The sequence below is a fragment of the Schaalia georgiae DSM 6843 genome (assembly GCF_000429245.1).
Taxonomy (GTDB): Bacteria; Actinomycetota; Actinomycetes; order Actinomycetales; family Actinomycetaceae; genus Pauljensenia; species Pauljensenia georgiae.
This window is the reverse complement of the sequence record NZ_AUBM01000007.1, coordinates 233,879-260,671: the sequence shown is the minus strand read 5'-3', so window position 1 is coordinate 260,671 and position 26,793 is coordinate 233,879. Positions and strand designations below refer to the sequence as shown.

The following is a 26,793-nucleotide window of genomic DNA, read 5'->3' as shown; positions in this document are numbered from 1 at the left end:
GCGCCTGATCCTCGTTGCTCAGGCGGCGGCGTCCGGCTGGTTCCCGTCTTGCCAGGGGAGGCGGGCAGCGGAGGGGGGCCGCGCCGAGTGGGGGTGCGGCTCCCAGGGCAGGCGGAGCGGAGCCGCGGGCTCAGTCGTCGGCGCTGTTCTGCTGCTCCCCGGGCGTGGAGATGAGCCGCTGGGAGACGCGCTCCACCATGGGGCCCGCCTCGTTGGAGGCGCTGGCGGACACGCGCCCGAAAATCCCGACCGCGATCACGCCGAAGGCGGTGTCGAAGTCCTCCTGAGTGGGCTCGGAGCGGCCCTCGAAGCGCGCGGTCTCCAGGGCGATCCCCGCCACCCAGCGGTGCCACGATTCGGAGAGTTTCTCGCGGGTGTCCTCGTGGCGCATCGCGTAGAGCCACGACTCCAAGTGCAGCAGCACGTCGTCTGCGGGGAGCGCCTGGATGCCCGCCACCCAGTCGTGCGGATCGGTGCCGGTGGTGGCGAAAAGCGAGCCCGCCCCGGGGAAGCCGCGCATGCCGGTGTCGAGGCGGTCGACGATCTCCAGGAACAGGGCCTCTTTCGACGGGAACGACGAGTAGAACGCGCCCTTCGTGTACCCGGCCTTCTGGGCGATGTCGCTGACGGAGGCGCCGTCGTAGCCCTGGGCGGCGAAGATCGCGCGCCCGGCTTCGAGCAGGCGTGCCCGGGTCTCCTCGCTCCTGCGGCGGCGCCCGTCCTGCTTCCCGGACACGCCGCTGACGGCGCGCGAGGCCGACGCCAAGTCGCGGGCGGCCTGGTCGAGGGACGCCGCGACCGCGCTCTTGCTGGTGCCGAAGGCGTCGCCGCTGGCCGAGCCCACGGCGCGCGAGAAACGAGTGACCGCCTCGTTGAGGGCGCGGACCGCATCCCTGATGTCGTCGTTAGCGGCGGGGGCGGCCTCTGGGGCGCTACCCGCGCCACCGTGGTTCTCGAACGTGGGGGCGGTGCGGCGGTTGGTCATGCCGTCCATTGTAAATGAGGTTCCCGTGAACCGTGTGTGCGGCCCCCAGCGCGCCCCCAGGGGACGGCGGCACGACGGCGCGGGGAGGCGATCGACGCTGGCCACGAGGCGCTCAACAACGTCCGCCTCCACGCGGGCTCCGATGCCTCGGACCCTGGCAGGCCCGCCCAGTGCCGCGTCGCACTGGTCTTCGAAGGCGGCGCGGTGCGCGTGACGATCACCGACACGGGCGTGGCTTCGACCCGGACCGGCCAACCGGGCTGTGCCACGGGATCCGCGACTCCATCGTGGCCAGGATGGAGGCGGTCGGGGCAGGGCGTCCCTCGCCTCGTGCCCCGGCGGGGGGACGCGGGTCGTCCTGGAGTGGAGTGGTCCCCGGGACAAGCAGGCCAAGCGCGGACCCGTCCTGGCCGCGCTCGTGAGGCGGGCGGCCCGCGGCGCCTCGATGTTCCTGGTGCTGCTCCTCCTGCTGCGCCAGCGCACTGCGGAGGCGGTCGCGGGGAGCGCGGCCCTCGTGGCGGCCACCGCGATATGGGTCGCCGTCCAGGGCAGGGAGCCCGCGCTCGTGCTCACCTTCTCCTTGGGGCACGTCGTCGCCTTCGTCTTCTGGCTGCTCCTCCCATCCCGGTCGGGCGCTGCGACGACCGCGATCGAGGAGGCCCTCGAGGCCGAGGACGAGGCGCGCCTGGCGGGCGAGGAGCAGCTGACGCTCAACGCCGTCATGGCTGCCGGACTCGCCGACTACGGCCAGGGCGCGTCCTTGCGCGCTCCGCGCGCCCTCAGGGTACGGCGATGTGGCCGGGCGCGGTGCCCGCCAGCTCTTCGACGACGACGCCGTTCGAGTTCACGGCCATCGTGGGGCCGTCGGTCGCGGCGGCGACGACGGCGGTGCCCGCCTGAGCGGCGTGCAGCGCGATGTCAGCCGCGTGGAACTGCTTCTGCAGGTAGCCGTAGGCGGCGTCGTCGAGGGGCACGTAGGCGACCTGCGCTCCCCGCAGGCGCTCCACGGCGTCCGGGTAGTGCAGGTCGTAGCAGATGTAGGACGTGGCCCGGTGGCCGGATAGGTCCGCGGTGTTCGCGGTATCGCGGGGCTCGCCGACCTCCTCGTCCGGCGCGAGGTGCTTCTTGTAGTTCGACAGCGCCTCGCGCCCGGTGGAGGCGTCGATGACAACCGTTTTCTTGTAGACCGCGCCCCCGTCCGCCTCGGCGGTGTGGTACACGATGTTCACCCCGTTGTCCGAGGCGAAGGCCGCGATGCGCGCATGGGCGGAGGCGGGGACCGAGTTCTCCGGCCACACGGCCGTGGTGCCCTGCGCGGGGGCGGCGCCCGCTGCGGCGAGCGTCGCGGCCATGAGGGAGTCGACGTCCTCCTCGGTGGCCGGGGCGTCCACGCCTCCCCGCGTCATCTGCTGGAGGGCGAGAGAGGGCGGGATGGGGCGCGCGGGCAGGTTCCAGGCCACCGCGTCCAGGCAGACGACGGCGAGCACCACGCCGCCGAGGGCCAGGGCGGCCGCGCGCGCCGAGGAGCGCAGCAGCGCCCACGCGACGACCGCGCCGCCGAGCAGGACCGCGCCCTCCAGCGCGGCCTCGCCGCCGAATCCCCCCAGCCACACGAGGCCGGGGTTGCGCCACACGCCGTAACCCAGGTGGGGGATCCACCAGTCCTCGGTGACGGGCAGGCGCATTCGCGCCCATGTGAGGACCACCCACGCGGCCGAGAACGCCAGCCACACCCCTGGCACGCCGATTCGGTCGCGCAGCGCCGCCAGGTGGAAGAGGTTCGCCTGCAGCAGCGCCCACCCGATGCTCGCGCCGACGGCGGCGCCCACGGACATGAAGGAGTAGTACCAGTAGGTCGTGGGGACCAGCCACGCCAGGGCGAAGCACGTGCCCACCGCGTAGGCCTGGCGGGCACGGACGCGGGCGAGCAGCCAGAACACGGGCGCCAGCGCCAGCGGGGCCAGCAACTGGCCGGACCAGTGGGGGCTGAACGTGGCCGCCGCCAGCACCAGGCCGCTGGCGGCCCCGATCAGCGCGCTGCGGCGCAACGGGGGCGCGGTCGTCTCGTACTCCATGTCGGCCAACTGTACATGACCGGCGCCCCGGGGCCTGTGACAGCGGTTGTCCGGCGAGGGGCCAGCGCCCGCCCGCCGCGGGGAAGGCGCGGTCCTCGGGCGCGGCGGCGCCCACTAGGAGCGGCTTCGTTGCGGCGAGCGCGCGCCGAACCGTCGCGCCCGCCCCGACACGCCCGGCTTTCGCCCCGGCCGCCGACCTGGCACGATCGGAGGGTGAGCGAGAACGACAGTGGATCAGCGGGCATTGCCCCCGCCTCGTCGGCGGGGCGGCCGGAAGAGCACAACCCCCTGCTGTTGCAGGCCTTCGCGTGGGACCTGCCGGCCGATTCCTCGCACTGGCGGCTGCTGGAGGCGAACGCGCCCCTGGCCGCCGAGTACGGGGTGACCTCCGTGTGGCTGCCGCCCGCCTACAAGGCCGAGAATGCCATCGACTTCAAGGACGGGGTGACCTCCGTGTGGCTGCCGCCCGCCTACAAGGGCAAGCGCGGGGCCGAGGACGTCGGATACGGCGTCTACGACCTCTACGACCTGGGCGAGTTCGACCAGAAGGGCTCCGTCGCCACCAAGTACGGCACCAAGGACGAGTACCTGCGGGCCGTGGACGCCCTGCACCGCGCCGGCATCGGGGTCATCGCCGACATCGTCCTCAACCACAGGATGGGCGGCGACGCCGCTGAGACCGTGCGCGCCACGCCCATGGACCCGGCGGACCGCCGCAGGGCCATCGGGGAGGCGGAGTGGATCACGGCGTGGACGCGCTACACCTTCCCCGGGCGCGGCTCCGCCTACTCGGACTTCGTGTGGGACTGGACGCGCTTCCACGGCTGCGACTGGGACGAGCAGCGGCGCCAGCACGGCGTGTGGCTCTTCGAGGGCAAGCACTGGAACGACAACGTCAACGCCGAGCTCGGCAACTACGACTACCTGATGGGGTGCGACGTCCACGTCACCGACCCCGAGGTGAGCGCCGAGCTCGACCGGTGGGGGCACTGGTACGTGCGGACCACGGGCGTGGACGGCTTCCGCCTGGACGCCGTCAAGCACGTGGGCTCCGACTTCTTCTCCCGGTGGCTGGCCGAATTGCGCCGCTCCACGGGGCGGGAGCTGCCCGCAGTGGGGGAGTACTGGTCGGGCGACGTCGCCGAACTGGAGCGCTACCTCGAGCAGGTCCCGCACATGAGCCTCTTCGACGTGCCCCTGCACTTCCGCCTGCACAACGCCTCGGTGTCGGACGGGAACATGGACCTGTCGCGGATCTTCGAGCGCACACTGGTCGGATCCGACCCCGCGCGGGCCGTGACCTTCGTGGAGAACCACGACACGCAGCCCGGGCAGTCGCTGGCGTCGACCGTGGCGCCGTGGTTCAAGCCGTCGGCCTACGCGCTCATCCTGCTGCACGAGGCGGGACTGCCGTGCGTGTTCTGGGGGGACGTTTTCGGGACGCCCGGCTCCGGGGGGCTCCCTGCCGTCTCCGAGCTGCCCGCCCTGGTGCTCGCGCGCCGCTTCCTGGCCTACGGGCCCCAGCACAACGCCTTCGACGATCCCGACGTCGTGGGGTTCGCGCGCGAGGGCGACAGCGCGCACCCGTCGTCGGGATGCGCCGTGGTGTTCTCCGACCGCCTCGCGGGCGTGAAACGCCTTCTCGTGGGCGAGCGCCACGCCGGGTCCACGTGGGAGTGCGTGATCGGCGGGCATCCGCCGGTCGTGGCCGACCAGGACGGCGCGGTCGAGATCCCCGTCAGCGACGGCGGGCTCAGCGTGTACGTCCCCGCCGATGCAGTGCCGTTGCTGCGGCCCCGCGGGCGACTCGTCCGAGTCGGGGGCGGGGCGGACTGAGGCAGCGCCAGGGCGTGGTGCGGTTGCGGCTGGGCGGTGCTGTGCCCACCGCGCCGCCTTCTAAAGGCGGAGGGCTGCCTCCAGCTCCTGGCGGTTGACGAAGCTCGTGTGCGTCCCCGCTGAGCCGCACGCCCACGCGCCGCCGACGGCGCCCGCGCGGCCCGCCTCGGCGAGCGGACGCCCCATCAGGCGCGCGTGGAGGAACGCCGCGACGAAGGAGTCGCCCGCCCCGTTGGAGTCGATGGCTGGCCTGTCCGGCAGAACCGCGGCGGCCACTCGGATCGGCGAGTCGGGGGCGGCTCTGCTCCAGATCCTCGCCCCGCGCTCCCCGTCCATGACGACGACAGTGCTAGCCCTGCCGCACGAGAAAACATCCGCGACGACCCCGGCCTCGTCAGCCAGGGCGGTGGCTGAGACGAACACGGTGTCCGCACCGTAAGCGAAGTCGCGGTGGTAGTCGGAGCGGCCGTCCCAGTCGTGCAGGTCGGTGGAAGTGGTGGTGCCGGACCCCAGGGCGTCCGGCAGGGCGCGGCGGGCCCAGTCCATGATCGACACGTGGACGTGGCGGGTCCGTCCGAGCCAGTCGCGCCATAGGGCGGGGTCCGGTTCGTACCCGTCCGCGCGGGCGTCGTAGAGGGAGAGCCTGCGCCCGTCGGGGGCGACCAGGTTGACGGAGCGGCGGGTGCCCGCAGTGTTCGTCGCGAACGACGCGGGGATGCCGTCGTGCTCGAAGGAGGAGCGGATGAGGGCGCCCTCGGGGTCGTCCCCGATCACGTCCACTACCGCCGCACGCATTCCCAGGGCGTGGGCGCCGCGGACGACGCCGTTCCCCGTGTGCCCGAGGAGTGTGCGCACGGGGGGCACCATTAGGGAGTCCGCCTGGGGGAGGGGGAGCGCGGGGACGCGCACCACGGTGTCGACGCCGACGCCTCCGATGACCAGGATGTCGAGGGATTCCATGGCCCAATCGTAGCGGGCGGCGGAGTGTGCTGTCGTGAGCTTGGAGGGCCCACTCCGGCGCCGGATTTCAACGCCTCGGCGCGGATGTGGACTCGCGGATGACGAGTTGCGGGTCGAAGGAGCGGTGCTCGATGACGGGGGAGTCCCCCTCGTCGGCGTGGGGGGCGGCCAGCAACAACTCGACCGCCGCCATGCCCAACTCCTCCATCGGCTGGCGGATTGTCGTCAACGGCACGGAGGTTTGCGAGGCGAGGGCGATGTCGTCGAAACCGACCAGCGAGACATCGGCGGGGATGCGTATCCCGGCGTCGCGCAGAGAGGACATGACGCCGAAGGCGATGAGGTCGTTCGCGCAGAAGACCGCTGTCGGGTGCTCGTCGTCTTCGTCGGTGCCGGTGCGGCCGCCGCGCCCGTCCTGCGCGCCGTTGGAGCCGGGTCGGCCTGGGCCCCGGCCATCCCCGTCCGCTCCACCCGGGGTGCCGTCCCCGCCCCGCTCCGCGCCCGCGCGGGCTCCCAGGCCCCGCGCCGCCAGCCACTCCTGGGCGAACTCCCGTCCGGCGCGGGCGGTGAAGTCCTCGACGGAGACCACGTCGAGCACGACCGATCCGGTCCCCGTCAGCTTCTCCCAGTGCGCGATCGCGTCGCGGACGCCGAGCAGGCGCTGCCGGGCCTGGCGCACGTGGGCGGGGCCGTTGACGAAGATGATGTGCCGGTGCCCCAGGGCCAGCAGGTGCTCGATCGCCAATGATGCGCCCGCCCGGTCGTTGACGGCGATGCTCGACATATCCGACGGGGTGTCCGGGGTGTCGAAGAGGACCACGGGGATCCCCTGGGCGACGAGCTCGTGGGCCGCCTCGAGTTCCGAGTCCGCGGGGGTGAGCAGGACGCCGCGCACGGCCTGCCGGGCCATAGTGCGCAGCAGTTGGGCCTCCTCGGCCACCGAGGCGTGGGTCGAGGACAGGGTCATGACGAAGCCCGCTTCGCGCAGGCAGCGCTCCATGCCCGAGGCGGCCTCCATGAAGAACGGGTTGTTGAGGTCGAAGACGGCGACGGCCACCAGGGGGGAAGTCCCCCGTCTGAGGGCCTGGGCGGTGGGGTTGGGGACGTAGCCGAGCCGCGCGATCGCGTTCTCGACCCGTTTGCGCACTTCGGGACTGACGCTTCCGCGCCCGTTGATCACATTCGACACGCTTCCCACGCTGACTCCGGCCAGGGTGGCGACGTCCTTGACCCCGGGGGCCTTCCCCCCGGGCCGGGCCGGGCCGGGGCGGCGCGGCGCCTTCGGCGGGTCTTGGTCTGAACGCTGGGTCGCCTGGGTCCGAGGGGTCATTGGCTCCGCTTCCGTCGCGCGTGGTGTGAGAATCGAGGATGAATCGTTCATATTAGTACAATCGGGTGCCCTTGTTCCGCGTCATTTCACAGGGCGCGGCGGAATTCTGTGGTCGAGTTGACAGCATTCGTCCGCCGTGTCAGACTTCTGACCACTGAATCGTTTCATTCCTCAGTGTGGAGGTGAACCATGACATGTGACTCCGTCGAACCCGTCGTGTCGCTGCAGCACGCGGTGAAGCGGTTCGGCAGCTTCACGGCGATGAGCGATGGGTGCATCGACCTCTTCCGCGGGCAGATCCACGCCCTGGCGGGCGAGAACGGCGCCGGGAAGTCGACCCTGGTCAAGGTGCTCGCCGGAATCCACCGGCCCAGCGGAGGGCTCCTCCTGCTCGACGGGGAGCCGGTGGTGTTCAAGAGCACGGCGGAGTCCAAGGCCGCCGGGATCTCCGTCATCTACCAGGAGCCCACACTCTTCCCCGACCTGTCCGTCGCGGAGAACATCTATGTGGGCCGCCAGCCCCGGGGCCGCTTCGGCATGATCGACCACGCGGCGATGCGCGCCGACGCACAGCGCCTCTTCGACCGCCTCGAGGTCGGCATCGACCCGGCGATGCCCGCCGAGGGGCTGTCCATCGCGGACCAGCAGATCATCGAGATCGCCAAAGCGATCTCCATGGACGCACAGGTCCTCATCATGGACGAGCCCACGGCCGCGCTGTCCGGGCACGAGGCGGACCGGCTCTTCGCCATCGCGCGCTCCCTGCGCGACCGCGGCGCGGCGCTCATGTTCATCTCCCACCGCATGGACGAGATATACGACCTGTGCGACCGGATCACGATCATGCGCGACGGGCGCTATGTGTCGACGCGCGTCCTGGCCGGCACCGACCGCGCCCAGCTGGTCAAAGACATGGTCGGCCGCGAGGTCGACCAGCTCTTCCCCAAGCTCGAGGCCCAGATCGGCGGACCAGTGCTCCGCGTCGACGGACTCACCCGCTACGGGGCCTTCGAGGACGTCTCCTTCGAGTTGCGCTCCGGCGAGATCCTCGCCCTCGCGGGCCTCGTGGGCGCGGGGCGCTCCGAGGTGGCGCGCGCGGTCATGGGGATCGACCGCGCCGACGCGGGCTCGGCCACCGCCTTCGGCGAGCCCCTCAAGCTCGGCGACACGGCATCGGCGATCCGCGCGGGCCTGGCGTTCGTCCCCGAGGACCGGCGCAAGCAGGGACTCGTCATGGACCTGTCGGTCGCGCGCAACACCACCCTCACCCTGCGCGACAAGCTGGCGAAGTGGGGCATCATCGACGCCCGGGCCGAGGCGCGCGCCGCCGAGGAGTGGACGCGGACCCTCGAGGTCAAGACCGCCAGCCAGCAATCGCCCGCCTCCTCCCTGTCCGGCGGGAACCAGCAGAAGGTCGTCCTGGCGAAGTGGCTGGCGACGGATCCGAGGATCCTCATCGTCGACGAGCCCACCCGCGGCATCGACATCGGCACGAAGGCGGAGGTCCACCGCCTGCTGTCGGCGCTGGCGCGCCAGGGGGTGGGCATCCTCATGATCTCCTCCGAGCTGCCGGAGGTCATGGGGATGGCGGACCGGGTGCTCGTCATGTGCGAGGGCCGCGTCACCGCCGAACTCGAACGCGCCGAGGCGAACGCCGAGGCGATCATGACGGCGGCGACCGACCACACGAAGGCGGCATCATGACCACCACCGCTCCCGCCAACGAGGCGCCCGCCCCGCCCCCAGCACCCGCCGCGCGGAGCGCCTGGCGCTCCCTGGCGTCCCTGCGCGAGGCGCCGGTGCTGGTCGCCCTGGTCGTCCTCGTCCTGGTCACATGGGCGTTCAACCCGCGCTTCCTGACGCCGCAGGGCATCAAGGACCTGTTCCTCAACGCCACCATCGCGATGCTCATGGCCGCCGGCCAGTCCCTCATCATCCAGTCCGAGGGCGTGGACCTGTCGGTCGGCTCGATCCTGGGCGGCTCCGCCTTCCTCACGGGCGTGCTCTTCGCATCGGCGCCCGGGGTCCCGATCATCGTCGTGTTCCTCGCCGGAACCGCCCTGGGCGCGGCGCTCGGCGCGATCAACGGACTCCTGGTCACCCGGGCGCGGGTGCCCGCGATGGTCATCACCCTGGGCACCCTCTACGTCTTCCGCGGAGCGCTCAACTGGTGGGCGGGCTCCACCCAGTACTTCGCGGGGGATAGGCCCCAGGCCTTCGGGGACCTCGGTGTCGCCACCGTCATGGGCTTCCCCTTGCTCACACTGCTCGCTGTGGCCGTCATCGCGGCGATCTCCCTGTTCCAGCGCTATGCGCGCTCGGGGCGCGACCTCTACGCGATCGGATCGGACCGCGCCGCCGCGGCCGTGTACGGCATCCCCGTGGGGAGCCGCGTCCTCATGGCCTTCATCGTCAATGGGGCGATGGTCGGACTCGGCGGCGTCCTGTACGCCTCGCGCTTCAACTCGGTCGGGGCGACGACCGGGAGCGGCATGGAGCTCGACATCGTCGCCGCCTGCGTCGTCGGCGGTGTGGCCATGACCGGCGGTGTGGGAACTGCCTACGGCGCCGCCATCGGGGCCCTGCTGCTCAACACGATGACATCCGCGCTCACCGCGATCGGCGTCGACAAGTTCTGGCAGAGGGCCGTCGTCGGCGCCCTCATCCTGGTCGCCATCGTCATCGACCGGGTCTCGACGATCCGCCGACGCGAGTTGCTGCGCAAGAAAGGAGGCGCATCAGTATGAGCCGGACACCGAACACCCCGGCGGAGGACTCGGGAAGGAGGGCGCCAGGCGCCCTGCGGCGCATCGCCGCCTCCAGGGACGCCAAGATGACGCTGGTCCTGGCCCTGGTGGTCGTGGCCGCCCTGGTCCTGGTTCCCCGATTCGGACAGCCGCGCACTCTCACCTTCCTGACGCTGGACGTGGCGGCCACACTCCTCATGGCCCTGCCGATGACCCTGGTCATGATCAACGCCGATATCGACCTGTCCGTCGCTTCGACGGCAGGCCTGGTCAGCGCTGTGATGGGGGTCCTCGTCCAATCGGGGATGGGCTTGTGGACGGTGGCCGCTCTGTGCCTGCTGATCGGCGTGGCGTGCGGCCTTTTCAACGCGGTCATGACGGCCTACGTCGGACTCCCGGCGCTCGCGGTCACGATCGGTACGCTCGCCCTCTACCGCGGCCTCGCCCTGGTGGTCATCGGCGACCAGTCGATCTCGGCCTTTCCCGAGTGGGCGACGGAGGCCGTCACGGGCTCCTTCGGCAAGACGGGGATCCCCTACATGATCGTCCCCTTGGCGGTGGCGGTCGCCCTCTTCGCCGTCCTGCTCCACATGACGCCCTACGGGCGCGGGCTCTTCGCCCTCGGCCACTCCAAGCAGGCAGTGGAGTTCGTCGGCATCGACACGAGGCGCGCGCGCCTGATCGCCCTGGTCCTGTCGGGCGTGATGGCGGCGCTGGCCGGCGTGTACTGGACCCTGCGCTACTCGGCGGCCAAGGCCGACAACGTCGAGGGCCTGGAGCTGGTCGTCATTGCGGCGGTCGTCTTCGGGGGCGTCAGCGTCTTCGGCGGCAAGGGCTCCGTGTGGGGCTCCGTGTGCGGCGTCTTCACCGTCGGCGTCCTCAACTACGCACTGCGGCTCAACCGCATTCCCGATGTGGTCCTGGTCATGGTGACCGGGCTGCTGCTCATCGCCTCCGTGGTCGCTCCGTCGATAGCGTCGGCGTGGTCGCAGTGGCGTTCCCATCGAACACCGATAACACCCACCACCGGCGCCCAGGGCGCCTGAAAGGAAGACACCGATGTCTCTCACGAAACGCAGCGCGACCGCACTGGCGGCCCTGGTCCTCGCTGCCTCGACGGCGGTGGCCGCATGCGGCGGGGGCTCCGACTCCCAGGCGTCCGGCGGCTCCGGGGCCACCCCCGCGGGCGGCGCCTACGACGTCTCCTCCAAGACGATCACCTTCATCCCCAAACAGCTCAACAACCCCTTCTCCGACGTCATGCTCGGCGGGGGGAAGGACGCGGCGGCCGAGCTGGGATTCGCCGAGGCGCACGTCGTCGGCCCACTGGAGGCGTCGTCCTCCTCGCAGGTCTCGTTCATCAACTCCGAGGTTCAGGCGGGCACCAATGTCATCGTGCTCGCGGCGAACGACCCCGACGCCGTGTGCCCGGCGCTGAAGGACGCGAGGGGCGCGGGCAGCAAGGTCATCACCTTCGACTCCGACGCCTCGGCCGACTGCCGCGACCTGTTCATCAACCAGGTCGAGTCCAAGCAGGTGGCACTGACGATGCTGGAGATGGTGTCGGAGCAGACCGGAGGCTCGGGGAAGGTCGCGATCCTGTCGGCCACGGCGAACGCCACCAACCAGAACACGTGGATCCAGTACATGGAGGACGAGATCGCCTCCAACGCCAAGTACAAGGACATCTCCATCGTCGCGAAGGTGTACGGCGACGACGACGACACGAAGTCCTTCCAGGAGGCCCAGGGCCTGCTGCAGGCCCACCCCGACCTCGATGCGATCGTGTCCCCGACGACAGTGGGGATCGCCGCGACGGCGCGCTACCTGTCGACCTCCGACTACAAGGGCAAGGTCGCCCTCACTGGCCTCGGCCTGCCCAATGAGATGCGCTCCTTCGTCAAGGACGGCACCGTCAAGGAATTCGCCCTGTGGGATCCCGCCCAGCTCGGCTACGTCGCCGCCTACGCGGGCGCGGCACTGGAGAGCGGGGCGGTCAAGGGCGAGGTCGGCGAGACCTTCACCGCGGGCACTCTCGGTGAGCGGACCATTGAGGACGGTAAGACCGTCGTCGTGGGCGACCCGGTGCGCTTCAACGCGGACAACATCGACAACTACGACTTCTGACCCCTCGGGTCCTGTGCGGTGGACGCGCCCACCGCACAGGACCCGTCGGCGGGGGCCGCCCGCATACGCGATTGAACGATTCATCCACTGGCTCCCGGTGGCTCCAGCTCACGGAGACGGCCCGACGACCGGCATCCCGCAGCGAACACCGGGAGCAGCACACCGTGCCCGAGCAGAAAGGACGGCTATGACGACCACCCCCACCCTGGACGAGACACTCGCCACCACATCCCAGTCCTCCCCGTCGCGCGCCTGCTTCCTCCTGCGAGTGCGCCCCGAGAAACTCGCGGAGTACGCCGACGTCCACCAACGCGTATGGGAGGAGATGCGCTCCGCGCTGAGCCGGGCGGGGTGGCGCAACTACTCGCTCTTCCTGGACCCCTCCTCCGGCCTCGTCGTCGGCTACTACGAGGCGGACGACACCCGGGCGGCCTCCGAGGCCATCGCCGCGACCAGGGTCAACGCCCGCTGGCAGCGGGAGATGGCCCAGTACTTCGAGCCCGATGGCGGGGGAGGGGCCCAGGCCCTCCACCAGTACTTCTACCTCCCCTGACCCCTGCTCCACCGGCCGCCCTCCTGGGATCTAGGGGAGGGGGCCCAGTGGAACCCCGCCGCGTCCCGGGGCCGACCCGCGCCTCCGGGCGCCGCCCGCCCGGGCCCCGCCCGAACCGGAACCCCTGAGCCGCCGCGCCCACAACCCGCACACAAGCAATAGGAGACCCCCATGCCCCCCTCCCTCGCCGACCTCACCCCTGCCCAGGCGCGCCTGCTGCGCGAGCAAACGATCGAACTGCCCAGCTGGGCGTTCGGCAACTCGGGAACACGATTCAAAGTGTTCACCACCCCTGGCGCGCCGCGCGACCCCTTCGAGAAGATCGACGACGCGGCCCAGGTCCACAAGTACACGGGGATCACACCCCGGGTCTCGCTCCACATCCCCTGGGACCGCGTCGACGACTTCGCGCGCCTGCGGGACCACGCCGCTGAGCGCGGGATCGAACTGGGGACCATCAATTCCAACGTGTTCCAGGACGACGACTACAAATTCGGCTCGCTGACCAACTCCGACGAGGTGGTACGCCGCAAGGCCATCGACGCCCATCTGCGGTGCATCGACGTCATGGACCAGACGGGCTCCACCACTCTCAAGGTGTGGCTCGGCGATGGCACGAACTACCCCGGCCAGGACTCGATCGCGGCCCGCCAGGACCGCCTCGCCGACTCGCTGGGGCGCATCTACGGCGCCCTGGGCGGGGACCAGCGCCTGCTCCTGGAGTACAAGTTCTTCGAGCCCGCCTTCTACCACACCGACGTGCCCGACTGGGGGACGGCGTTGGCGCACGTGAGCGCCTTGGGCGAGCGGGCCGTGGTCTGCCTCGACACCGGTCACCACGCGCCGGGCACCAACATCGAGTTCATCGTGGTCCAACTGCTGCGCGCCGGGCGCCTGGGCGCCTTCGACTTCAACTCGCGCTTCTACGCCGACGACGACCTGGTCGTCGGGGCGGCCGACCCGTTCCAGCTCTTCCGCATCATGCACGAGATCGTGTCCTTCGGGGCGTTGGAGGCCACCAGCGGCGTGAACTTCATGCTCGACCAGTGCCACAACCTGGAGCAGAAGATCCCCGGCGAGATCCTCTCCGCCCTCAACGTCCAGGAGGCCACGGCCAAGGCCCTGCTGGTGGACCGCGCGGCACTGGACGCGGCCCAGCGCTCCCACGATGTCATTGGGGCGAACCAGGTCCTCATGGACGCCTACTCCACGGATGTGCGCCCCCTGCTGCGCGAGCTGCGCGAGTCCCAGGGGCTCGACCCCGACCCCCTGGCGGCCTTCGCGCGATCGGGGTACCTGGCGCGCGCCGAGGCGGAGCGCGTGGGCGGCGCCCAGGCCAGTTGGGGCGCGTGAGTGACGTGTCCACGACTGTTGCCGCCGTCGACCTGGGCGCCTCGTCGGGCCGCGTCCTGCGCGGCGTCCTCGACGGAGGGCGCCTGAGCGTCCACGAGTGCGCGCGCTTCGCCAACGGCCCGGTGCGCCTGCCCCTGCGCACCGCCTCGTCGGCGGGGGCCGGAGTGGGGGAGGAGTACGCGTGGGACGTCCTGGCCCTGTGGTCGGGGATCCTCGACGGGCTGCGCGTGGCCGCCGGGCTGGGCCCGGTCGACGCCGTGGGGATCGACTCGTGGGCGGTGGACTACGCCCTGCTCGACGCCGACTCCCGCCTGCTGGGCAACCCGGCCTCGTACCGCAGCCCCCGCTGCGCCCCGGCGGCGGCCGCCGTCCTGGCCGAGCTGGACGCCCAATGGCTGTACGAGCGCAATGGCCTGCAGTTCCAGCCCTTCAACACGATGTTCCAACTGGTCGCAGACGCCCGTGAGGCCCGGGCCTCCCTGGCGCGACGGGCGCTGCTCATCCCCGATCTGCTGGCTTACTGGTTGACTGGGGAAACCGTAACCGAGGCCACCAATGCCTCGACGACCGGCCTGCTCGACCCGGGCACCCGCGTGTGGGACCCGGGGATCGCGGAGGCGCTCATGGAGGGGTTCGGCGTCGAGGCGCGATTCCCCCGCCTCGTCGAGGCGGGCGCCGTCGTCGGTCCTATCACGGTCCCCGGCCTTGGGCTGCGCTCCCCGTCGGGGGAGGCGACCCCGCTCGTGGCCGTGGGCACCCACGACACGGCGTCGGCGGTCGTCGGTGTCCCCGCCGACCCGGACGGCGGCCCCTTCGCCTTCGTGTCCTCGGGCACGTGGTCTCTCGTGGGCGTGGAACTGGGTGCGCCCGTGCGCACGACTGAAGCGCGCCTGGCGAATTTCACGAACGAGCTCGGCGTGGACTCCACTGTCCGCTTCCTCAAGAACATCATGGGGATGTGGGTGCAGCAGGAGTGCCTGCGGCAGTGGAGGGAACGGGGTGAAGGCGGCCTGGACTGGACCTCGCTGGATGCCCAGACCGAGGCAGCGCAGCCAATGCGCTCCCTCTTCGACATCAATGCGCCGGAGTTCTTGGCCCCCGGTGGAATGATCGAGCGCGTAGGCGCGCGGCTGGAGGCGGCGGGCGAGCCGGTGCCCACCACGCGCGGGGAACTGCTGCGGGCGATCACCGAGTCCCTGGTGGTCGCCTACAGGCGCGCGCTGCGCGAGGCGGCCGAGCTGTCGGGGGTCTTTCCCACCACGATCCACATCGTCGGAGGAGGGTCGAAGAACGCCCTGCTGTGCCAGTCCACAGCCGACGCCACGGGTATCCCCGTCGTCGCCGGGCCCGTCGAGGCGACTGCGCTGGGGAACATGCTCGTCCAGCTGCGCGCTGTCGGCGCCGTGTCCGGAGGCCTGGGGGACATGAGGCGCCTCGTCGCCTCGTCGGCCCCCCTCGCGCGCTACGTTCCGCGGCGCGGAGCCGCGTCCCAGTGGGAGCGGGCCGAGGAGCGGGTCGCGCGCGGTGGGGCGTAGGCGGCGACGCGCCTGCCTCCGGTCGGTCGAAGCGGCCCGCTGGGACACCACGGCCCGGCGCCCCGTCCGCCGGACAGGGCGGCGGTCAGGGCGGTCCGGTGCTGGCCACCGGTCAGGGCAGTCCGGTGCTGGCCACCTGCCTCCGGTAGGACTCGGCCTCCCAGTGCTCGATGAAGCACCGCTCCTCCTCGTCCATGACCCGCACTTTCCCTAGGAGGTCGGCCTCACGGGCCACACGCAGGGCGTCGAGGAAGACGGCGAGGGCGTTGTCGGCGCTGCCCTGGGAATCGCCCCGGGCGATGACGGCCGTGGCCGGGATGACCGCGACGATGGGCAGTCGTCCGTGCTGAGCCCGGTAGAGCGCGGTCTTCGCCCCCACGACCTCCTCGGTGTCGTTGCGGTCCAGCAGGAGGGGGAGCGATCCGGCGTACACGATCTGGTCGGGGATCAGGGGGCCGCGCGACACGGGGCCGGCATCGCGTTCCGAGTCCGAGCGGGCGGCCTCGTCGGCGGCGATGGCGACTGCCGCCGCCCCGGTGGCCCCTTTGAAATGGGAGGCGATGCGGCGGCACCGCTCCTCCATATTGGTGGCTGCGCGTTCAATGGCCGCCCGGATGGAGGCCGTGAGGAAATGAACCCTTTCATCAACCTCCTCGACGGTGGCGCCGGACACGATCACTCCGTGGTTGCCGAGCATTGTGATGCGCGGGGGCTGCTTGTGGTGGCGGGCCTGGAAGGCTTCGCGCTGCCGTTCGACCTCCAGGGCGAGCGGGATCCCGGGATCCGTGTAGTCCACCCAGATCGCCTGGTCCCCGAATATCTCCTCGGTGAGGGCGGCGCCCCTGGCGTTGCAGGTGACGGCGTTGGCGGTGAGTGGGTGGAGGTGCAGTACCAAGGGGTCGGGGATGAGGGCGTGGAAGAGGATCTCGACGCTGGGGCGCCTGTCGTGGTGCCCCAGTTGGGCCCGCTCCGCAGCGGCGCGGACGGGATCCTCGCCCTCGGGGGCGGGGGAGTGGAGGGCGTTGAGCAGTGTGGGGATGTCGAGGGGGATCAGGTCCTCCTCCCGTAGGGTCGCCAGGGGGACTCCGCTGGGCTTGATGCGCAGGGTCGTACCGGTCTTCGCCGACGAGTTGCCGCCTCCGGCCCTGGTGAACTCGGGGTCCGCTCCGATCCGGTTGCACAGTGCGATGAAGTCCGCGGTGGGGATGGTCATGGGCGCCTCCGCATTGAGGATGAAACGTTTCATTCAAGAGTAGAGGCAGAGCGGGGACCTGTCAATCGGCTTTCGTCCGGTGAGAGCGCTACCGACGCCGAGTCGCAGTGGGCAATGGTCGGCGCGCTGCGCTCAGGTGAGGGCGAGCGCCACGGCGGTAGCCGCGTACAGGGAGCCCATGAGGATGTGCAGGGGGATGTTGAGGCGCAAGTAGATCCGCCGTTGGCGCTCAGTCAGGCCCTTCCCGGACATGAGGTCCTCCTCGGCCTTCGCGAAACCAGTCGGAACGTGCGCGAGGAAGTAGTAGAGGAAGAACACGACGACGGCCAGGACCTGTGGGAGGGCGGCGTGCGCGGAGTGGTTGAAGGCCAGGGACGCGGCTGCCGTCAGAGCGGGCCCGAAGGGCATGAACAACCTGTAGCGCCACTTGAGGCGGAGCGTCGTGCGGAAGGGCGTGTACACCCGTGTGAAGAACTCGTCGTCCCCGGCGCGCACCTGCCACTGGAAGAACGCGCCGAGGGTGACGGCGTAGGAGAAGGCGAACCCCGCCGCCACAGCCTGCCACACCAGGTTCAAAGCCCACAACGCCTGTGCCATTGATCGATCACCTCTGTGGAGAGGCTACTCCCCGGCGCCTGAGAGGACAAGACCGCCCCGAAGCCCCGAATGGGGCACGCGGCGCCCATCCGCCGTCCGGGGGCTGCAGGCCACCGCGCCCGCCGCATCCGGCAGAGCACTGGGGCTCAGGAGTCCCCTTCCTGGGGAGGATCCTGCAGCAGAGTCGGGAACTTCGTCGTGATGTCCTCGAAGAAGTCCTCGGCGGTGTGGATGAAACGACTGACGTTGACGCACAGGTTCGTGAACGTGAGGCCGTGCCTGCACGTCACGTACATCTCCGCGTAGATCCGCAGCGGCCCGTCGATGTCCGAGACGTAGGCCTTGGGCCAGCGCATCAGCGAGTTCCACTCGTTGCACGCGTCCATCAGAGGAGCCTTCAGGTCCTCGTCGGGCACCACCAGCAGCGCCCCGCGGAGCTGGATGTCGCTACCGTCGGAGTCGCACGACAGCCAGTAGTGGCCCCGTGTGAAGTCCGTAACCAGCACGCCCTTGTCCTCTTTGAGCGCGTACTTCCAGTCCTTGCGGTCGAAGTACCGCGCGATCTGCTCGACCGTCGGCGGGGCCACGGTGGTGCGCTCGGTGATCTCCGCCTCGCAGAGCTCCAGGAACCTGGAGGTCGTCGAGTCCGACGGGTTCAACTGCAGCGAGTGGCGCAGGTACGGCACCGCTTCCTCATTGCGGTCCATCCAGTACAGCGCGACCCCCATCCGCTGGTTCCACAGCGGGTCGCCCGCGCCCTGCGCCTGCGTGCTCGCAAGCAAGTTGGCCGCCGACTGGAGAAGGTCCTTGAAGGCGTCCATGGACGGCTGTGCGTAGTCGATGTAGGCCTGGGCCAGCAGGCCCACCAGCTCGTAGTCGTTCTCGTAGCCCCTGTGCCCCTCGATGAGGGCGATGACGCGCTGGTACTCGCCATCGGTGTTGAGGCGCGATATCTTCGCGAACAGTCGTTGGCGGGGCTGGAACACACCGAACATACCGGCTCCTGATCACTCTTCGGGGGAGTAGGCCAACGACGGGAAGCGCTCGCCGACGTGCGTGAAGAACTGCTGGGAGGTGCTGACGAAACGGTCGATGTTCGTGCTCACGGTGGCCCGTGTCATCCCGCCGCTGAGGGTGAGGTGCATCTCGGCGTAGACGAAGGCCTTGCCCTCGTCGTTCACGAAGACGCTCGCCTTCGGCCAGCGGGTCCTGGAGTTCCAGTCGTTGCAGACCTCCACCAGTGCGGGGCGCAGGTCGAGGGACGCGGGCGTCTCGATCCTGGCCAGCAGCGACAGGTTGTTGTCCTCCGGGGAAACCGAGAACCAGTAGTGCCCGACGGGGAACATCATGCACACTGCGCCGTCGTCGTGGAAGGCGTAAGTGGCCTCACGCGAATCGAGGTGTTCGGTGATCGTTTTCGTTGTGATGGGGGTGACGGTCGTCTTGTCGGCGATCTCCTGGGCGCACTTCTCGGTGAGTTGCGCGAACGCCGTGTCCGCCGGGTCCAGCTCGCACGCGCGGCGCAAGCGGGGCATCGCCTCGTCCAAACGGTCCAGCCAGTACAGGGCGGCGCCCATCCGGAAGTTCCACATGGGGTCGTTGGCGCCCTCCTGCTCGAAGGGCGCCAACAAGTCGACGGCGGTCTGGTGGAGCTGGTTGAACGAGGACTTCGACGAGTCCGCGTAGTTGACGTACGCGCGCGCCAGCAGGCCGGCCATCACGTAGTCCTCGCGGTGCCCGTTCACCCTCTCGATGCGGGCGATGATCTGCTGGTGCTGGCCGGCGTCGTGCAGCTGCGCCACCTCGGCCAGCAGCCTCAAGCGCTCCTCTTCGTCGATAGCCGCCATGGGGGCCTCAGTCCTCGCTCGGGGGCTGGGCGAGCGACGGGAAGCGCTCGACGATGTGGGAGAAGAACTGCTCCGACGTGTCGATGAAACGGGTCACCGCCATCGACAACTGGGCGCGGGTCATGCCGAAATGCGTCGTCAGGTACTGCTCGGCGCAGATGCGCACGGTCCCGTCATCCAGGGTGACGACGTGGGTCTTGGGCCAACGGGTCGAGTTGTTCCAGTCGTTGCAGGTCTCGACCAGCCGGGGGCGCAGGTCCATGGGCGCGTCGGTGCGCAGGGCGCCCCACAGGCTCAGGTCATCGGTGTCGGTCTCCTTGCGGAAGCGGTACAGCCCTTCGGTGAAACCGGTGAACAGGGTGTTGTCGTCGAGGTTGTAGGTCCACCCCCGGTCGTCGAAGTAGTCGGCGATGCTCTGCGTGGTGATGGGGAGCAGCTCCGTGCGTGCGGTGAGGGAGCGGTGGCAGCTGTCGATGAGGTCGGTGACGGCGGTGTCCGTGGGGTCGAGCGCCTGGGCCTGGCGGAGGTAGATGAGGGCCTCGTCCTCGCGGTCGAGGAAGTAGAGCGCGTAACCGATCCGGTAATGCCACTTCGGATCCGACAGGCCCTCGGTCTCCACTCCGCGCAGCAGGTCCACAGCCCTGCGGAGCAGGTCGTGGTAGGTGTCCATGTGGGGCTGGGCGTAGTTGTTGTACGCGCGCGCCAACAACGACGCAAGGTCGTAGTCGCCGGTGAAATCGCTCTGAGCCTCTATCAGTGCGATGATCTGCTGGTGCTCATCGTTCAAATGGAGCTGCTCGATGCGGTCGAGCAACTGCGCGCGTGCGTCGGACATTCCGTCTCCTCGTGGTGAAGCGATGGGACAACCCTAGCAGCGCCCCGATGCGTGCGCGCCCCCGTTCCCCCAGGTCCTGGCCCGACTTATGACCGCGGCAGATGCGTGCGCGCCCTGTTCCTCCCGGGGAGCGCCGCGCTGTGGTCGCCCTCCGCTCCACGTGCAACAGGCGCGCCCTGTTCCTCCCGGGGAGCGGCCGGTTCCGCAGAGCTGTCGGCGTGCGCGCAAACGGGTGTGGGCGCCGTCAGTCGCAGCGTTTCCCGCCGGACTTGTAGTTGCCGCGCGGCGGCTCGTCGTCGGAGTCGGGAGCGTCGTCCGGCTGCGGCGTGGGTCCTGGGCGGGCAGCGGAGTCGGATCCGGAGCCGGGGGCGCCGCCGCGCGGCGGCAGGGAGTCGAGGGCGGAGAGGTCATCGGGGATGACGAACTCCCCCATCCCGCTGGGCGGTCGCGCTTCCGGCGCGAAACGGTCCGGATCTGACGGCGCCGTCCCGATCTGCCCGGCTTGTCCGGCCTGGGGGGCGGGCGCCGGGGCCGCCGGTGCGAAGGGGGCGCCCGCAGTAGTGCCCGCTGCACCCGCCGCAGCGCCCGCAGCACCGGGAACACTGTAGGGCGCTGGGGACCCCGGCACCGTACTGGGGGCCCCGGGCGCGGCAGTGGGTGCTGGCTGCCCGTATTCTGTGGGTGCCGCGGGCCACTGGCTGGGCGGGGGGAACCCCTTGGGCTCGGCGACTGACTTCTTGCGCCTGCGCGCAGCGCCGAAGCCCGCGGCGCCCACCGCGACGATTCCGGCAACGACCAGGCGGCCCCAATTCGTGCCCCGCCTCCCCAACGACGGCGCGGTGGAGGAGGACGCGCTGGGGGTGGGGGTGGCGCTCGCGGCCGTGTAGAACGAGTGGCCGCCCGGGTAGACCGGCACTGCCGAGGCCGGGGAGGTGATCGCGCGCGAGGGGTCGTCGGCCAGCGCCACGCCACCGGCCGTGAGGGAGCCCGCCGCGATGAGCTGTCCGGGCGCCGTGTCCCACCGCGCCACCGTGAAGACGCGGTTGGAGACGGTCTCGTCGGTGCCCAGGCGTGCCTGCGAGCTGGAGGAGTTCTCATCGACGGTGCCCTCGACCATGACCGTCGCCGAGCGGTAGGCCATGGGAACGCTGAAGAGCTGCTGCATGTTCTCCGCAGTCGCGAACGTCTTCGTGTCCAGCGCCCACGTGCCGTTGACCCCCGCCTTGACCTCGGTCTGGGTGTTGGCGTCGTTGTAGGACATCGTGAGGTCGCAGATGGTGGTATTCCCCGAAGTGGTGCCGCGGGCGTCGGTCTGGTCGGCCCGCGAGGAGGGGGCAAGGGTGGACTCCATGGCCTGGCACCGCTTGTAGTCGATGCGGCCCAAGGGGTCGGTGATGGAGACGCGGTTGATGAGCTGCCCGTCCTTGGTGAGCATGAAGATCTCGTCCACGTGCGCCGGTTCGGGGCCGTTGTCCACGGCGAGCGCCGGAACGGCGTGGGTGGCGCCGAGGCAGGCGGCGAGGACGGCTGCGCCGACGAGGCGCGTCAGCGCCGTCAAACGCTGTGGGTGCATGGCAGTTCCTCCGGGGCGCTGGCACCGGGAACGCGGCGGCCCCCTCCGGCCCGGGGGCGCGGGCGGTGGGAACCGCGGGCAGCGTGCCGTCGGCCAGTCGCGCGCGATCGTTCGAATAGCATAATGAGTAGACTCATCCTAACTAACGAACAGTTGGTCCGGGCACCTCACCGCCGACGGATGGAACGGCCGGTGCCCACCCCCCATCACCACAGCTAGGGAAGAGAGCCCCCATGACCCTGAGATGCCGCGCAGCGCGCCACAACGACATTGAGGCGATGGCGCTCATCGCCGCGCACGGTTTCGAGGAGTACCCGCTGCACGGGATGATGCGCCCGTTCATGAAGCCAGGCGCCTCCTACTTCGATTTCCTCGTCGACTTGAACACGACGATGGTGCGCGCCTACCTCAGGTGGCGCAACGCCCTGGTGGTCGAACAGGACGGTGTGGCGGTCGCCATCGCGCTGCTCAACCGCGTCCCCGTGGGACTGGCCGGTTACATTGCCAACGGGGGCCTGTCGATGCTGCGCTCGGCGTCGTTGGCGTCGCTGCTGCGCTTCTTCGCGGTCACCGAGGAGGCGGACCGCGGGGCGAAGGAGAACTCGGACTACGACTGGTACCTGGAGATCCTGGCCGTTGCTCCCGGAAAGCGCGGGCAGGGGATCGGCAGTTGGGTGATGCGCGACGTGCTGCCCGCCTACGTGCGGCGCAGGGGCGGGCACAGGATCGCCTTCATCACGTGCACGGAGGACAACGTGCGCTTCTACAAGAACAGCGGGTGCCGCGTGGTCCACGAGAACGAGGTCTCCCTGGAGGGGCAGACGTGCCCGGTGTGGGCATTCGAGAAGGTGGCGCACGCGGACTGATCGGCCCGTCCGACCGCTGGGGGGCGGCCCGCGCGGCGATGGCTCCGGCGCGGGCTTCCCCGGCCCCGGGGCGCGGCGCGGAGCCGCGGAGTGGCCGGGCCTTCCGTGTTCGCTGGAAATATGCCACTATTGCGGTGATACGAATCATGCTCGAAGAGGAGTTCCCATGCTGTCGACGGACACTGTTTCCCTCAGTCCGAACCCCCTCGTGCAGGCCTTGGGCAAACCCGCGGAGGAGTTCACGAAAGCCGACGTGATGGGGTACGCCGAGGACCATCGGATCCCGATGCTGAACCTGAGGTACGTCGGCGGTGACGGGCGGCTCAAAACACTCAACTTCGCCATCCAGTCGAAGGCGCACCTCGACCGTGTCCTCACACTCGGCGAGCGCGTCGACGGCTCCTCCCTGTTCTCCTTCGTCGATGCGACCAGCTCCGACCTGTACGTGGTGCCCCGCCTGTCCTCGGCCTTCCTCAACCCCTTCAGTGTCATTCCGACGCTGGAGCTCATGTGCAACTTCTACGACGTCGACGGCGGACCCCTTGCCTCGGCGCCCCAAGAAGTCCTGCGCAAAGCGCAACGGCTGCTCGAGGAGGAGACCGGGTGCCGCATGGAGGCGCTGGGGGAGCTGGAGTACTACCTGTTCTCCGAGCAGGAGCGCCTCTTCCCCGTCGAGCCCCAGCGGGGCTACCACGAGGCCGCCCCGTTCTCGAAGTGGGAGGAGGTGCGCACCGAGTCGCTGCTGCACCTGGCCTCCATGGGCTGCTCCGTGAAATACGCCCACGCCGAGGTGGGGAACTTCGTGTCCGGCGGGCTCCAAATGGTCCAACAGGAGATCGAGTTCCTGCCCGTGGACGTGTGCGACGCCGCCGACCAGATGGTCCTGGCGAAGTGGGTCGTGCGCCAGGTCGCCCACTCCCACGGCATTGAGGTGTCGTTCTCCCCCAAGATCGCCGTCGGGCAGGCCGGGTCGGGGATGCACTTCCACACGCGTTTGGTCCAGGACGGGGTGAACCGGTTCTCCCAGGGCCATGGCTTGACCGACGACGCGCTCAAGGTCATCGGCGGCTACCTCTCGCACGCGGCCTCGCTCACGGCATTCGGCAACACCGCCCCCACCTCGTTCCTGCGGCTCGTGCCCCACCAGGAGGCGCCCACCGCCGTGTGCTGGGGGGACCGCAACCGCTCCGTGCTGGTGCGCGTGCCCCTGGGGTGGCAGAACGTCTCGGACTCCATGTTCCGCGATGCCAACCCCGCCGAAGCGCCCGTGGGCGCGATCCCGAACGACGCGCAGACCGTTGAGCTGCGCAGCCCCGACGGGTCGGCCGCCATCCACCTGCTGCTCGCCGGCATCACTGTGGCGGCCCGGCTCGGCCTGACAGGCCCCGGGATGCTGGAGTACGCCAAGGAGCGCTACGTCAGCGGCGACGCCTCTAGGACCGGGGGACTCGACCAGCTGCCCGCCTCATGCTTCGAAGCGGCGGGGCGCCTGCTGGCCCAGCGGGCGGACTACGAGGCCGGCGGAGTGTTCCCCAGCGGCCTCATCGACGCGTGGGCGCGGCAGCTGGTCGCCCTCGGCGACGAGCACCTGCGCGAGGACTTGGCGGATTCGCGCGTGAGTGTGGAGGACCTGGTGGAGCAGTACTTCCACATCGGCTGAGGACCGGCGGCGCCGCCGACCGGCCCGGTCAAGTGGTAGGGCGTGCCGACGAGGGGGCTGGGCGGGGGCACCGGGGCCGCGCGCCCCCGCCAAAGGGCCGGCGCCCGTTCGTGGAAGGGTGCGGGGAGAGTCGGCGCTTCACACATCCGTCTTCTGGAACCGCCAGGACGCGAACCCGGCGGGCAGCAGGGTCCAGGCGGCGAGGACGGCGAGCGCCACCAGGGCTCCCGTGTGCTCCGCGCTGCCGACTGGGGCCTGCCCGGACAGGGTGTGGATCGCTGAGGCGGGCAGAATCGGGACGAGGGCGTCCCGCAGCGCCCCCGGGAGCAGTTCGGCGATCGCCGGGAGGAACAGGACAGTGAACGGGATCGCCGCCCCGGCGGCCGTGCTCCTCGTGCAGAAGGTCGCGCTAACCGTGAGCAGGACGTAGAAGAGCGCCATGGCGGTGCTCCCGGTGGCGAGGCGGCACGCCTCCACGAGGGGAGGCGCTTGCTTGCCCACCGCTGATACGAGGAGGAGCCCGTTGAGTAGGGCGGCGAGTGCCACGGCGGCTCCGACTGCCAGTGAGACCAGGCCGAACGCAAGCGATTTCGCGATGAAGTAAGTGCTCCTGCGCGGCGAGGCGGCGAGGTAGGACTGCGCGGTCCTCTCGCGGAACTCGCGGCCGACCTGGACCGCCGCGAAGAGCAGGAGCAGGATCGCCACGACATCCACTCCCAGGACGTTCGCGCTGACTATGGACATGGGGTCGAGCTGGGACAGGGCCTCGCCCCGAGTGACCTTTGTCGTCGAGGCGAATACGAGTCCCATGACCACGGCGGCCACCGGCGCGAGGAGCAGGTACAGCCGTGAGCGCGTGGGGGACCAGATCTTCTTCCACTCCGCGTTGATCGCTCTCGTCATCGCTGTGCCGCTCCGCTCTCCTGACGAGGGGCGACGCCCCCGTGCTCCGTCTTCCCCTCGACCAGCTCGGCGAAGATCTGCTCCAAGGACGGCTGGTGCTCCGCCAGCTCGTGAATGCGCAGGCCCTCGTCGAAGGCGGTGTCCCCAACGCGCCTCGCGCTCGAACCCCTCACACGGAGGGCGCCGCGCCCCAAAGGCTCCACTTGCGCGCCTTGCGCCACCAGCGCGCGGCACAGCGCGGACGCGTCATCCGACTGCACCCGCACGTAGGAGTCCGCGCTCCTGCCGCGCAAATCGGCCATGGGCGTGTCGGCGACCAGCGCGCCACGGGCCAGCACGACGATCCTGTCCGCGATCTCCTCGACCTCGCTCAGCAGGTGGCTCGACACGAGGACGGCCTTCCCCTGCCGCGCCAGATCCTTGAACAATGCGCGGAGCCAGTGGATTCCGTCCACGTCCAGGCCGTTGAAGGGCTCGTCCATCAAAACGGTCTCAGGATCGCCGACAAGTGCTGCCGCGATGCCGGCCCTTTGTCTCATGCCGTAGGAGAACTCGCCGATCCTCTTGCCCGCAGCCCCGGCGAGTCCGACGACGGCGAGGACATCCCGGATCCTGCCGCCACCGATCCCCGAAGTGGTCGTGAGGATGTCCAGGTACTGCGCAGGGGTCAGGCGGGGGTCTATCGCGCTCGCGTCCACCATCGCGCCGACTTTCTTCAAAGGGAGGTCCAATGCGGCGTAGGAGTGGCCGTCGATTTCCACACGCCCCGAGGTGGGGGCGGCCAGGCCGAGGATCATCCGCATCGTCGTCGTCTTGCCCGCTCCGTTGGGGCCGAGGAAACCCGTGACCGCCCCCGGGCGGACTTGGAAGCTGACGTTGTCCACCGCGACTTTGTCAGCGTACCGTTTCGTCAGGCTGCACAGCTCTATCATCGTCATCTCCTCCCGCACTGTTCCCGTCCGGATCGGGGGGTGGGCCGCCGTTGGCGGAGAACAGGCCGAAAGCCGCCTCCACGTAACGGCTGGCCGAATCCATCAGCTCGTCGTCCCTCGTTCCCATCTGGTCCTCGAGGCGCAGCTGGGACAATCGCTCGATGAGGTCCATGTCCCCGCTGGTGAGTGAGAGGATCGCATTCCACCACCGCTTCGCCAGTTCCTGCGCGGCGGCGCTGTCCGGGGGCGCGTTCTCGTGGACCAGTACCGCTGCTTCGATGAGGACCTCCTTCCACCTGTGGTAGAACGTTTGGACGGGTTCGATGTCCTGGAACCGCGGTGAGAGCGCTTCGCGCTGTTCCTCTGTCAGCAATTGGGGCGCCCGTGAGAACACGTCGTCGCCAGGTAGGGCGCTGAGGAACCTGAGCATCAGGGCGAATGGCGGTTCCTTATCGGACTCGATCATCTCGGACATGATCCCGATCGTGGCGAACGAGGTGTGCAGGTGCTCCATCCTCTGGAGCAGCAGTAGCCTCTGCTCTTCGAGCATCGTCAATAACTCGGTCTTGCCGGGTTGGAGCAGTAGGCGTTCTTTGATCTGGTCCAATGGGAAGTCCAAGGACTTGTAGAAGACGATCTGCTCGAGCCGGACCAAGTCGTCCTGGGTGTAGTACCGGCGCCCTCCGTCGGTTCTTCCCGTGGAGGGGAGCAGGCCGATATTGTCGTAGTGCTGTATCGTGCGGACGGTCACTCCCGCGGCCATGGCGATCTCGCCGCTCGTGTACCGCTTCCCGCTCATCGTGCCCTCCTTTCGTTGGGCTCACGATAATTCATTACGCAACGTAACGAACAAGCGCGCCATCCGA

General features: G+C 69.9%; 23 protein-coding genes. 10 read left to right on the top strand and 13 right to left on the bottom strand.

What is annotated here, in order from left to right; genetic code table 11:
* Positions 1 to 130: 130 nt before the first annotated feature.
* Positions 131 to 985: a TetR/AcrR family transcriptional regulator gene (locus G447_RS0103145; RefSeq protein ID WP_005871272.1), complete on the bottom strand. Its 855-nt coding sequence runs from the start codon at positions 983 to 985 to the stop codon at positions 131 to 133.
* Between the two features lie 779 nt (positions 986 to 1,764).
* Positions 1,765 to 3,060 carry a nitrilase-related carbon-nitrogen hydrolase gene (locus G447_RS0103140; RefSeq protein WP_051226219.1) on the bottom strand — a complete coding sequence of 432 codons (1,296 nt, stop codon included), beginning with the start codon at positions 3,058 to 3,060 and terminating at the stop codon, positions 1,765 to 1,767.
* A 243-nt stretch (positions 3,061 to 3,303) separates the two neighbouring features.
* Between G447_RS0103140 and G447_RS0103135 the strand changes: the two genes are divergently transcribed.
* Positions 3,304 to 4,896: an alpha-amylase gene (locus G447_RS0103135; protein WP_051226230.1), complete on the top strand. Its 1,593-nt coding sequence runs from the start codon at positions 3,304 to 3,306 to the stop codon at positions 4,894 to 4,896.
* A 60-nt stretch (positions 4,897 to 4,956) separates the two neighbouring features.
* Here G447_RS0103135 and G447_RS0103130 read toward each other — a convergent pair whose 3' ends face one another.
* Positions 4,957 to 5,856, bottom strand: a complete 900-nt coding sequence (locus tag G447_RS0103130; RefSeq protein ID WP_026430007.1) for a carbohydrate kinase family protein — start codon at positions 5,854 to 5,856, stop codon at positions 4,957 to 4,959.
* A 67-nt stretch (positions 5,857 to 5,923) separates the two neighbouring features.
* Positions 5,924 to 7,186: a LacI family DNA-binding transcriptional regulator gene (locus G447_RS0103125; protein ID WP_026430006.1), complete on the bottom strand. Its 1,263-nt coding sequence runs from the start codon at positions 7,184 to 7,186 to the stop codon at positions 5,924 to 5,926.
* A 189-nt stretch (positions 7,187 to 7,375) separates the two neighbouring features.
* Here G447_RS0103125 and G447_RS0103120 point away from each other — a divergent pair, with 189 nt between their 5' ends.
* The 7 genes from G447_RS0103120 to G447_RS0103090 all read left to right on the top strand — a co-directional run bounded on the left by G447_RS0103120 (position 7,376) and on the right by G447_RS0103090 (position 15,501).
* Entirely contained in the window at positions 7,376 to 8,890 is a 1,515-nt protein-coding gene (locus G447_RS0103120; protein WP_026430005.1) for a sugar ABC transporter ATP-binding protein, read from the top strand.
* Positions 8,887 to 9,933, top strand: a complete 1,047-nt coding sequence (locus tag G447_RS0103115) for an ABC transporter permease (protein ID WP_026430004.1) — start codon at positions 8,887 to 8,889, stop codon at positions 9,931 to 9,933. The genes G447_RS0103120 and G447_RS0103115 overlap by 4 nt, the downstream gene beginning before the upstream one ends.
* Complete coding sequence (locus G447_RS0103110; protein WP_026430003.1) at positions 9,930 to 10,979, top strand: ABC transporter permease; 1,050 nt, start codon at positions 9,930 to 9,932, stop codon at positions 10,977 to 10,979. The genes G447_RS0103115 and G447_RS0103110 overlap by 4 nt, the downstream gene beginning before the upstream one ends.
* A 13-nt stretch (positions 10,980 to 10,992) precedes the next feature.
* Complete coding sequence (gene rhaS, locus G447_RS0103105; protein WP_005868447.1) at positions 10,993 to 12,060, top strand: rhamnose ABC transporter substrate-binding protein; 1,068 nt, start codon at positions 10,993 to 10,995, stop codon at positions 12,058 to 12,060.
* A gap of 187 nt (positions 12,061 to 12,247) precedes the next feature.
* Positions 12,248 to 12,613 carry an L-rhamnose mutarotase gene (locus tag G447_RS0103100; RefSeq protein ID WP_026430002.1) on the top strand — a complete coding sequence of 122 codons (366 nt, stop codon included), beginning with the start codon at positions 12,248 to 12,250 and terminating at the stop codon, positions 12,611 to 12,613.
* 171 nt (positions 12,614 to 12,784) lie between these two features.
* Positions 12,785 to 13,966: an L-rhamnose isomerase gene (gene rhaI / locus G447_RS0103095; RefSeq protein WP_026430001.1), complete on the top strand. Its 1,182-nt coding sequence runs from the start codon at positions 12,785 to 12,787 to the stop codon at positions 13,964 to 13,966.
* Positions 13,963 to 15,501 carry a rhamnulokinase gene (locus tag G447_RS0103090; RefSeq protein WP_243442289.1) on the top strand — a complete coding sequence of 513 codons (1,539 nt, stop codon included), beginning with the start codon at positions 13,963 to 13,965 and terminating at the stop codon, positions 15,499 to 15,501. The genes rhaI and G447_RS0103090 overlap by 4 nt, the downstream gene beginning before the upstream one ends.
* 112 nt (positions 15,502 to 15,613) lie before the next feature.
* On the opposite strand, the gene G447_RS0103085 is transcribed toward G447_RS0103090, so the two are convergent.
* The 6 genes from G447_RS0103085 to G447_RS0103060 all read right to left on the bottom strand — a co-directional run bounded on the left by G447_RS0103085 (position 15,614) and on the right by G447_RS0103060 (position 21,566).
* Positions 15,614 to 16,747 carry a class II aldolase/adducin family protein gene (locus tag G447_RS0103085; protein WP_026429999.1) on the bottom strand — a complete coding sequence of 378 codons (1,134 nt, stop codon included), beginning with the start codon at positions 16,745 to 16,747 and terminating at the stop codon, positions 15,614 to 15,616.
* 99 nt (positions 16,748 to 16,846) lie between these two features.
* A complete protein-coding gene (locus G447_RS0103080) occupies positions 16,847 to 17,311 on the bottom strand; it encodes a hypothetical protein (protein WP_034476162.1) in 465 nt (154 codons plus the stop codon).
* Positions 17,312 to 17,457: 146 nt separating this feature from the next.
* A complete protein-coding gene (locus G447_RS0103075; protein WP_005868445.1) occupies positions 17,458 to 18,306 on the bottom strand; it encodes a type III secretion system chaperone family protein in 849 nt (282 codons plus the stop codon).
* Positions 18,307 to 18,318: 12 nt separating this feature from the next.
* Complete coding sequence (locus tag G447_RS0103070; RefSeq protein ID WP_026429998.1) at positions 18,319 to 19,158, bottom strand: type III secretion system chaperone family protein; 840 nt, start codon at positions 19,156 to 19,158, stop codon at positions 18,319 to 18,321.
* 7 nt (positions 19,159 to 19,165) lie between these two features.
* Positions 19,166 to 19,993 carry a YbjN domain-containing protein gene (locus tag G447_RS0103065; protein ID WP_026429997.1) on the bottom strand — a complete coding sequence of 276 codons (828 nt, stop codon included), beginning with the start codon at positions 19,991 to 19,993 and terminating at the stop codon, positions 19,166 to 19,168.
* A 244-nt stretch (positions 19,994 to 20,237) separates the two neighbouring features.
* Positions 20,238 to 21,566, bottom strand: coding sequence for a hypothetical protein (locus tag G447_RS0103060; RefSeq protein ID WP_026429996.1), 1,329 nt, complete (start codon positions 21,564 to 21,566; stop codon positions 20,238 to 20,240).
* Between the two features lie 233 nt (positions 21,567 to 21,799).
* Here G447_RS0103060 and G447_RS0103055 point away from each other — a divergent pair, with 233 nt between their 5' ends.
* Together G447_RS0103055 and G447_RS0103050 are read left to right on the top strand one after the other, a co-directional pair.
* Positions 21,800 to 22,432 (top strand): GNAT family N-acetyltransferase, encoded by a 633-nt coding sequence (locus tag G447_RS0103055; RefSeq protein ID WP_026429995.1) that lies wholly within the window; start codon positions 21,800 to 21,802, stop codon positions 22,430 to 22,432.
* 166 nt (positions 22,433 to 22,598) lie between these two features.
* Positions 22,599 to 24,092: a glutamine synthetase family protein gene (locus G447_RS0103050; RefSeq protein WP_026429994.1), complete on the top strand. Its 1,494-nt coding sequence runs from the start codon at positions 22,599 to 22,601 to the stop codon at positions 24,090 to 24,092.
* 138 nt (positions 24,093 to 24,230) lie between these two features.
* Here G447_RS0103050 and G447_RS0103045 read toward each other — a convergent pair whose 3' ends face one another.
* From G447_RS0103045 to G447_RS0103035, 3 genes are read right to left on the bottom strand one after another with little or no spacing between them, the layout of a single operon-like run.
* Positions 24,231 to 24,995 carry an ABC transporter permease gene (locus G447_RS0103045; RefSeq protein ID WP_026429993.1) on the bottom strand — a complete coding sequence of 255 codons (765 nt, stop codon included), beginning with the start codon at positions 24,993 to 24,995 and terminating at the stop codon, positions 24,231 to 24,233.
* Positions 24,992 to 25,933 (bottom strand): ABC transporter ATP-binding protein, encoded by a 942-nt coding sequence (locus G447_RS10980; RefSeq protein ID WP_243442288.1) that lies wholly within the window; start codon positions 25,931 to 25,933, stop codon positions 24,992 to 24,994. The genes G447_RS0103045 and G447_RS10980 overlap by 4 nt, the downstream gene beginning before the upstream one ends.
* Complete coding sequence (locus G447_RS0103035) at positions 25,890 to 26,726, bottom strand: MerR family transcriptional regulator (RefSeq protein ID WP_026429992.1); 837 nt, start codon at positions 26,724 to 26,726, stop codon at positions 25,890 to 25,892. Before G447_RS0103035 ends, G447_RS10980 begins: the two co-directional genes overlap by 44 nt.
* Between the last annotated feature and the right edge of the window lie 67 nt (positions 26,727 to 26,793).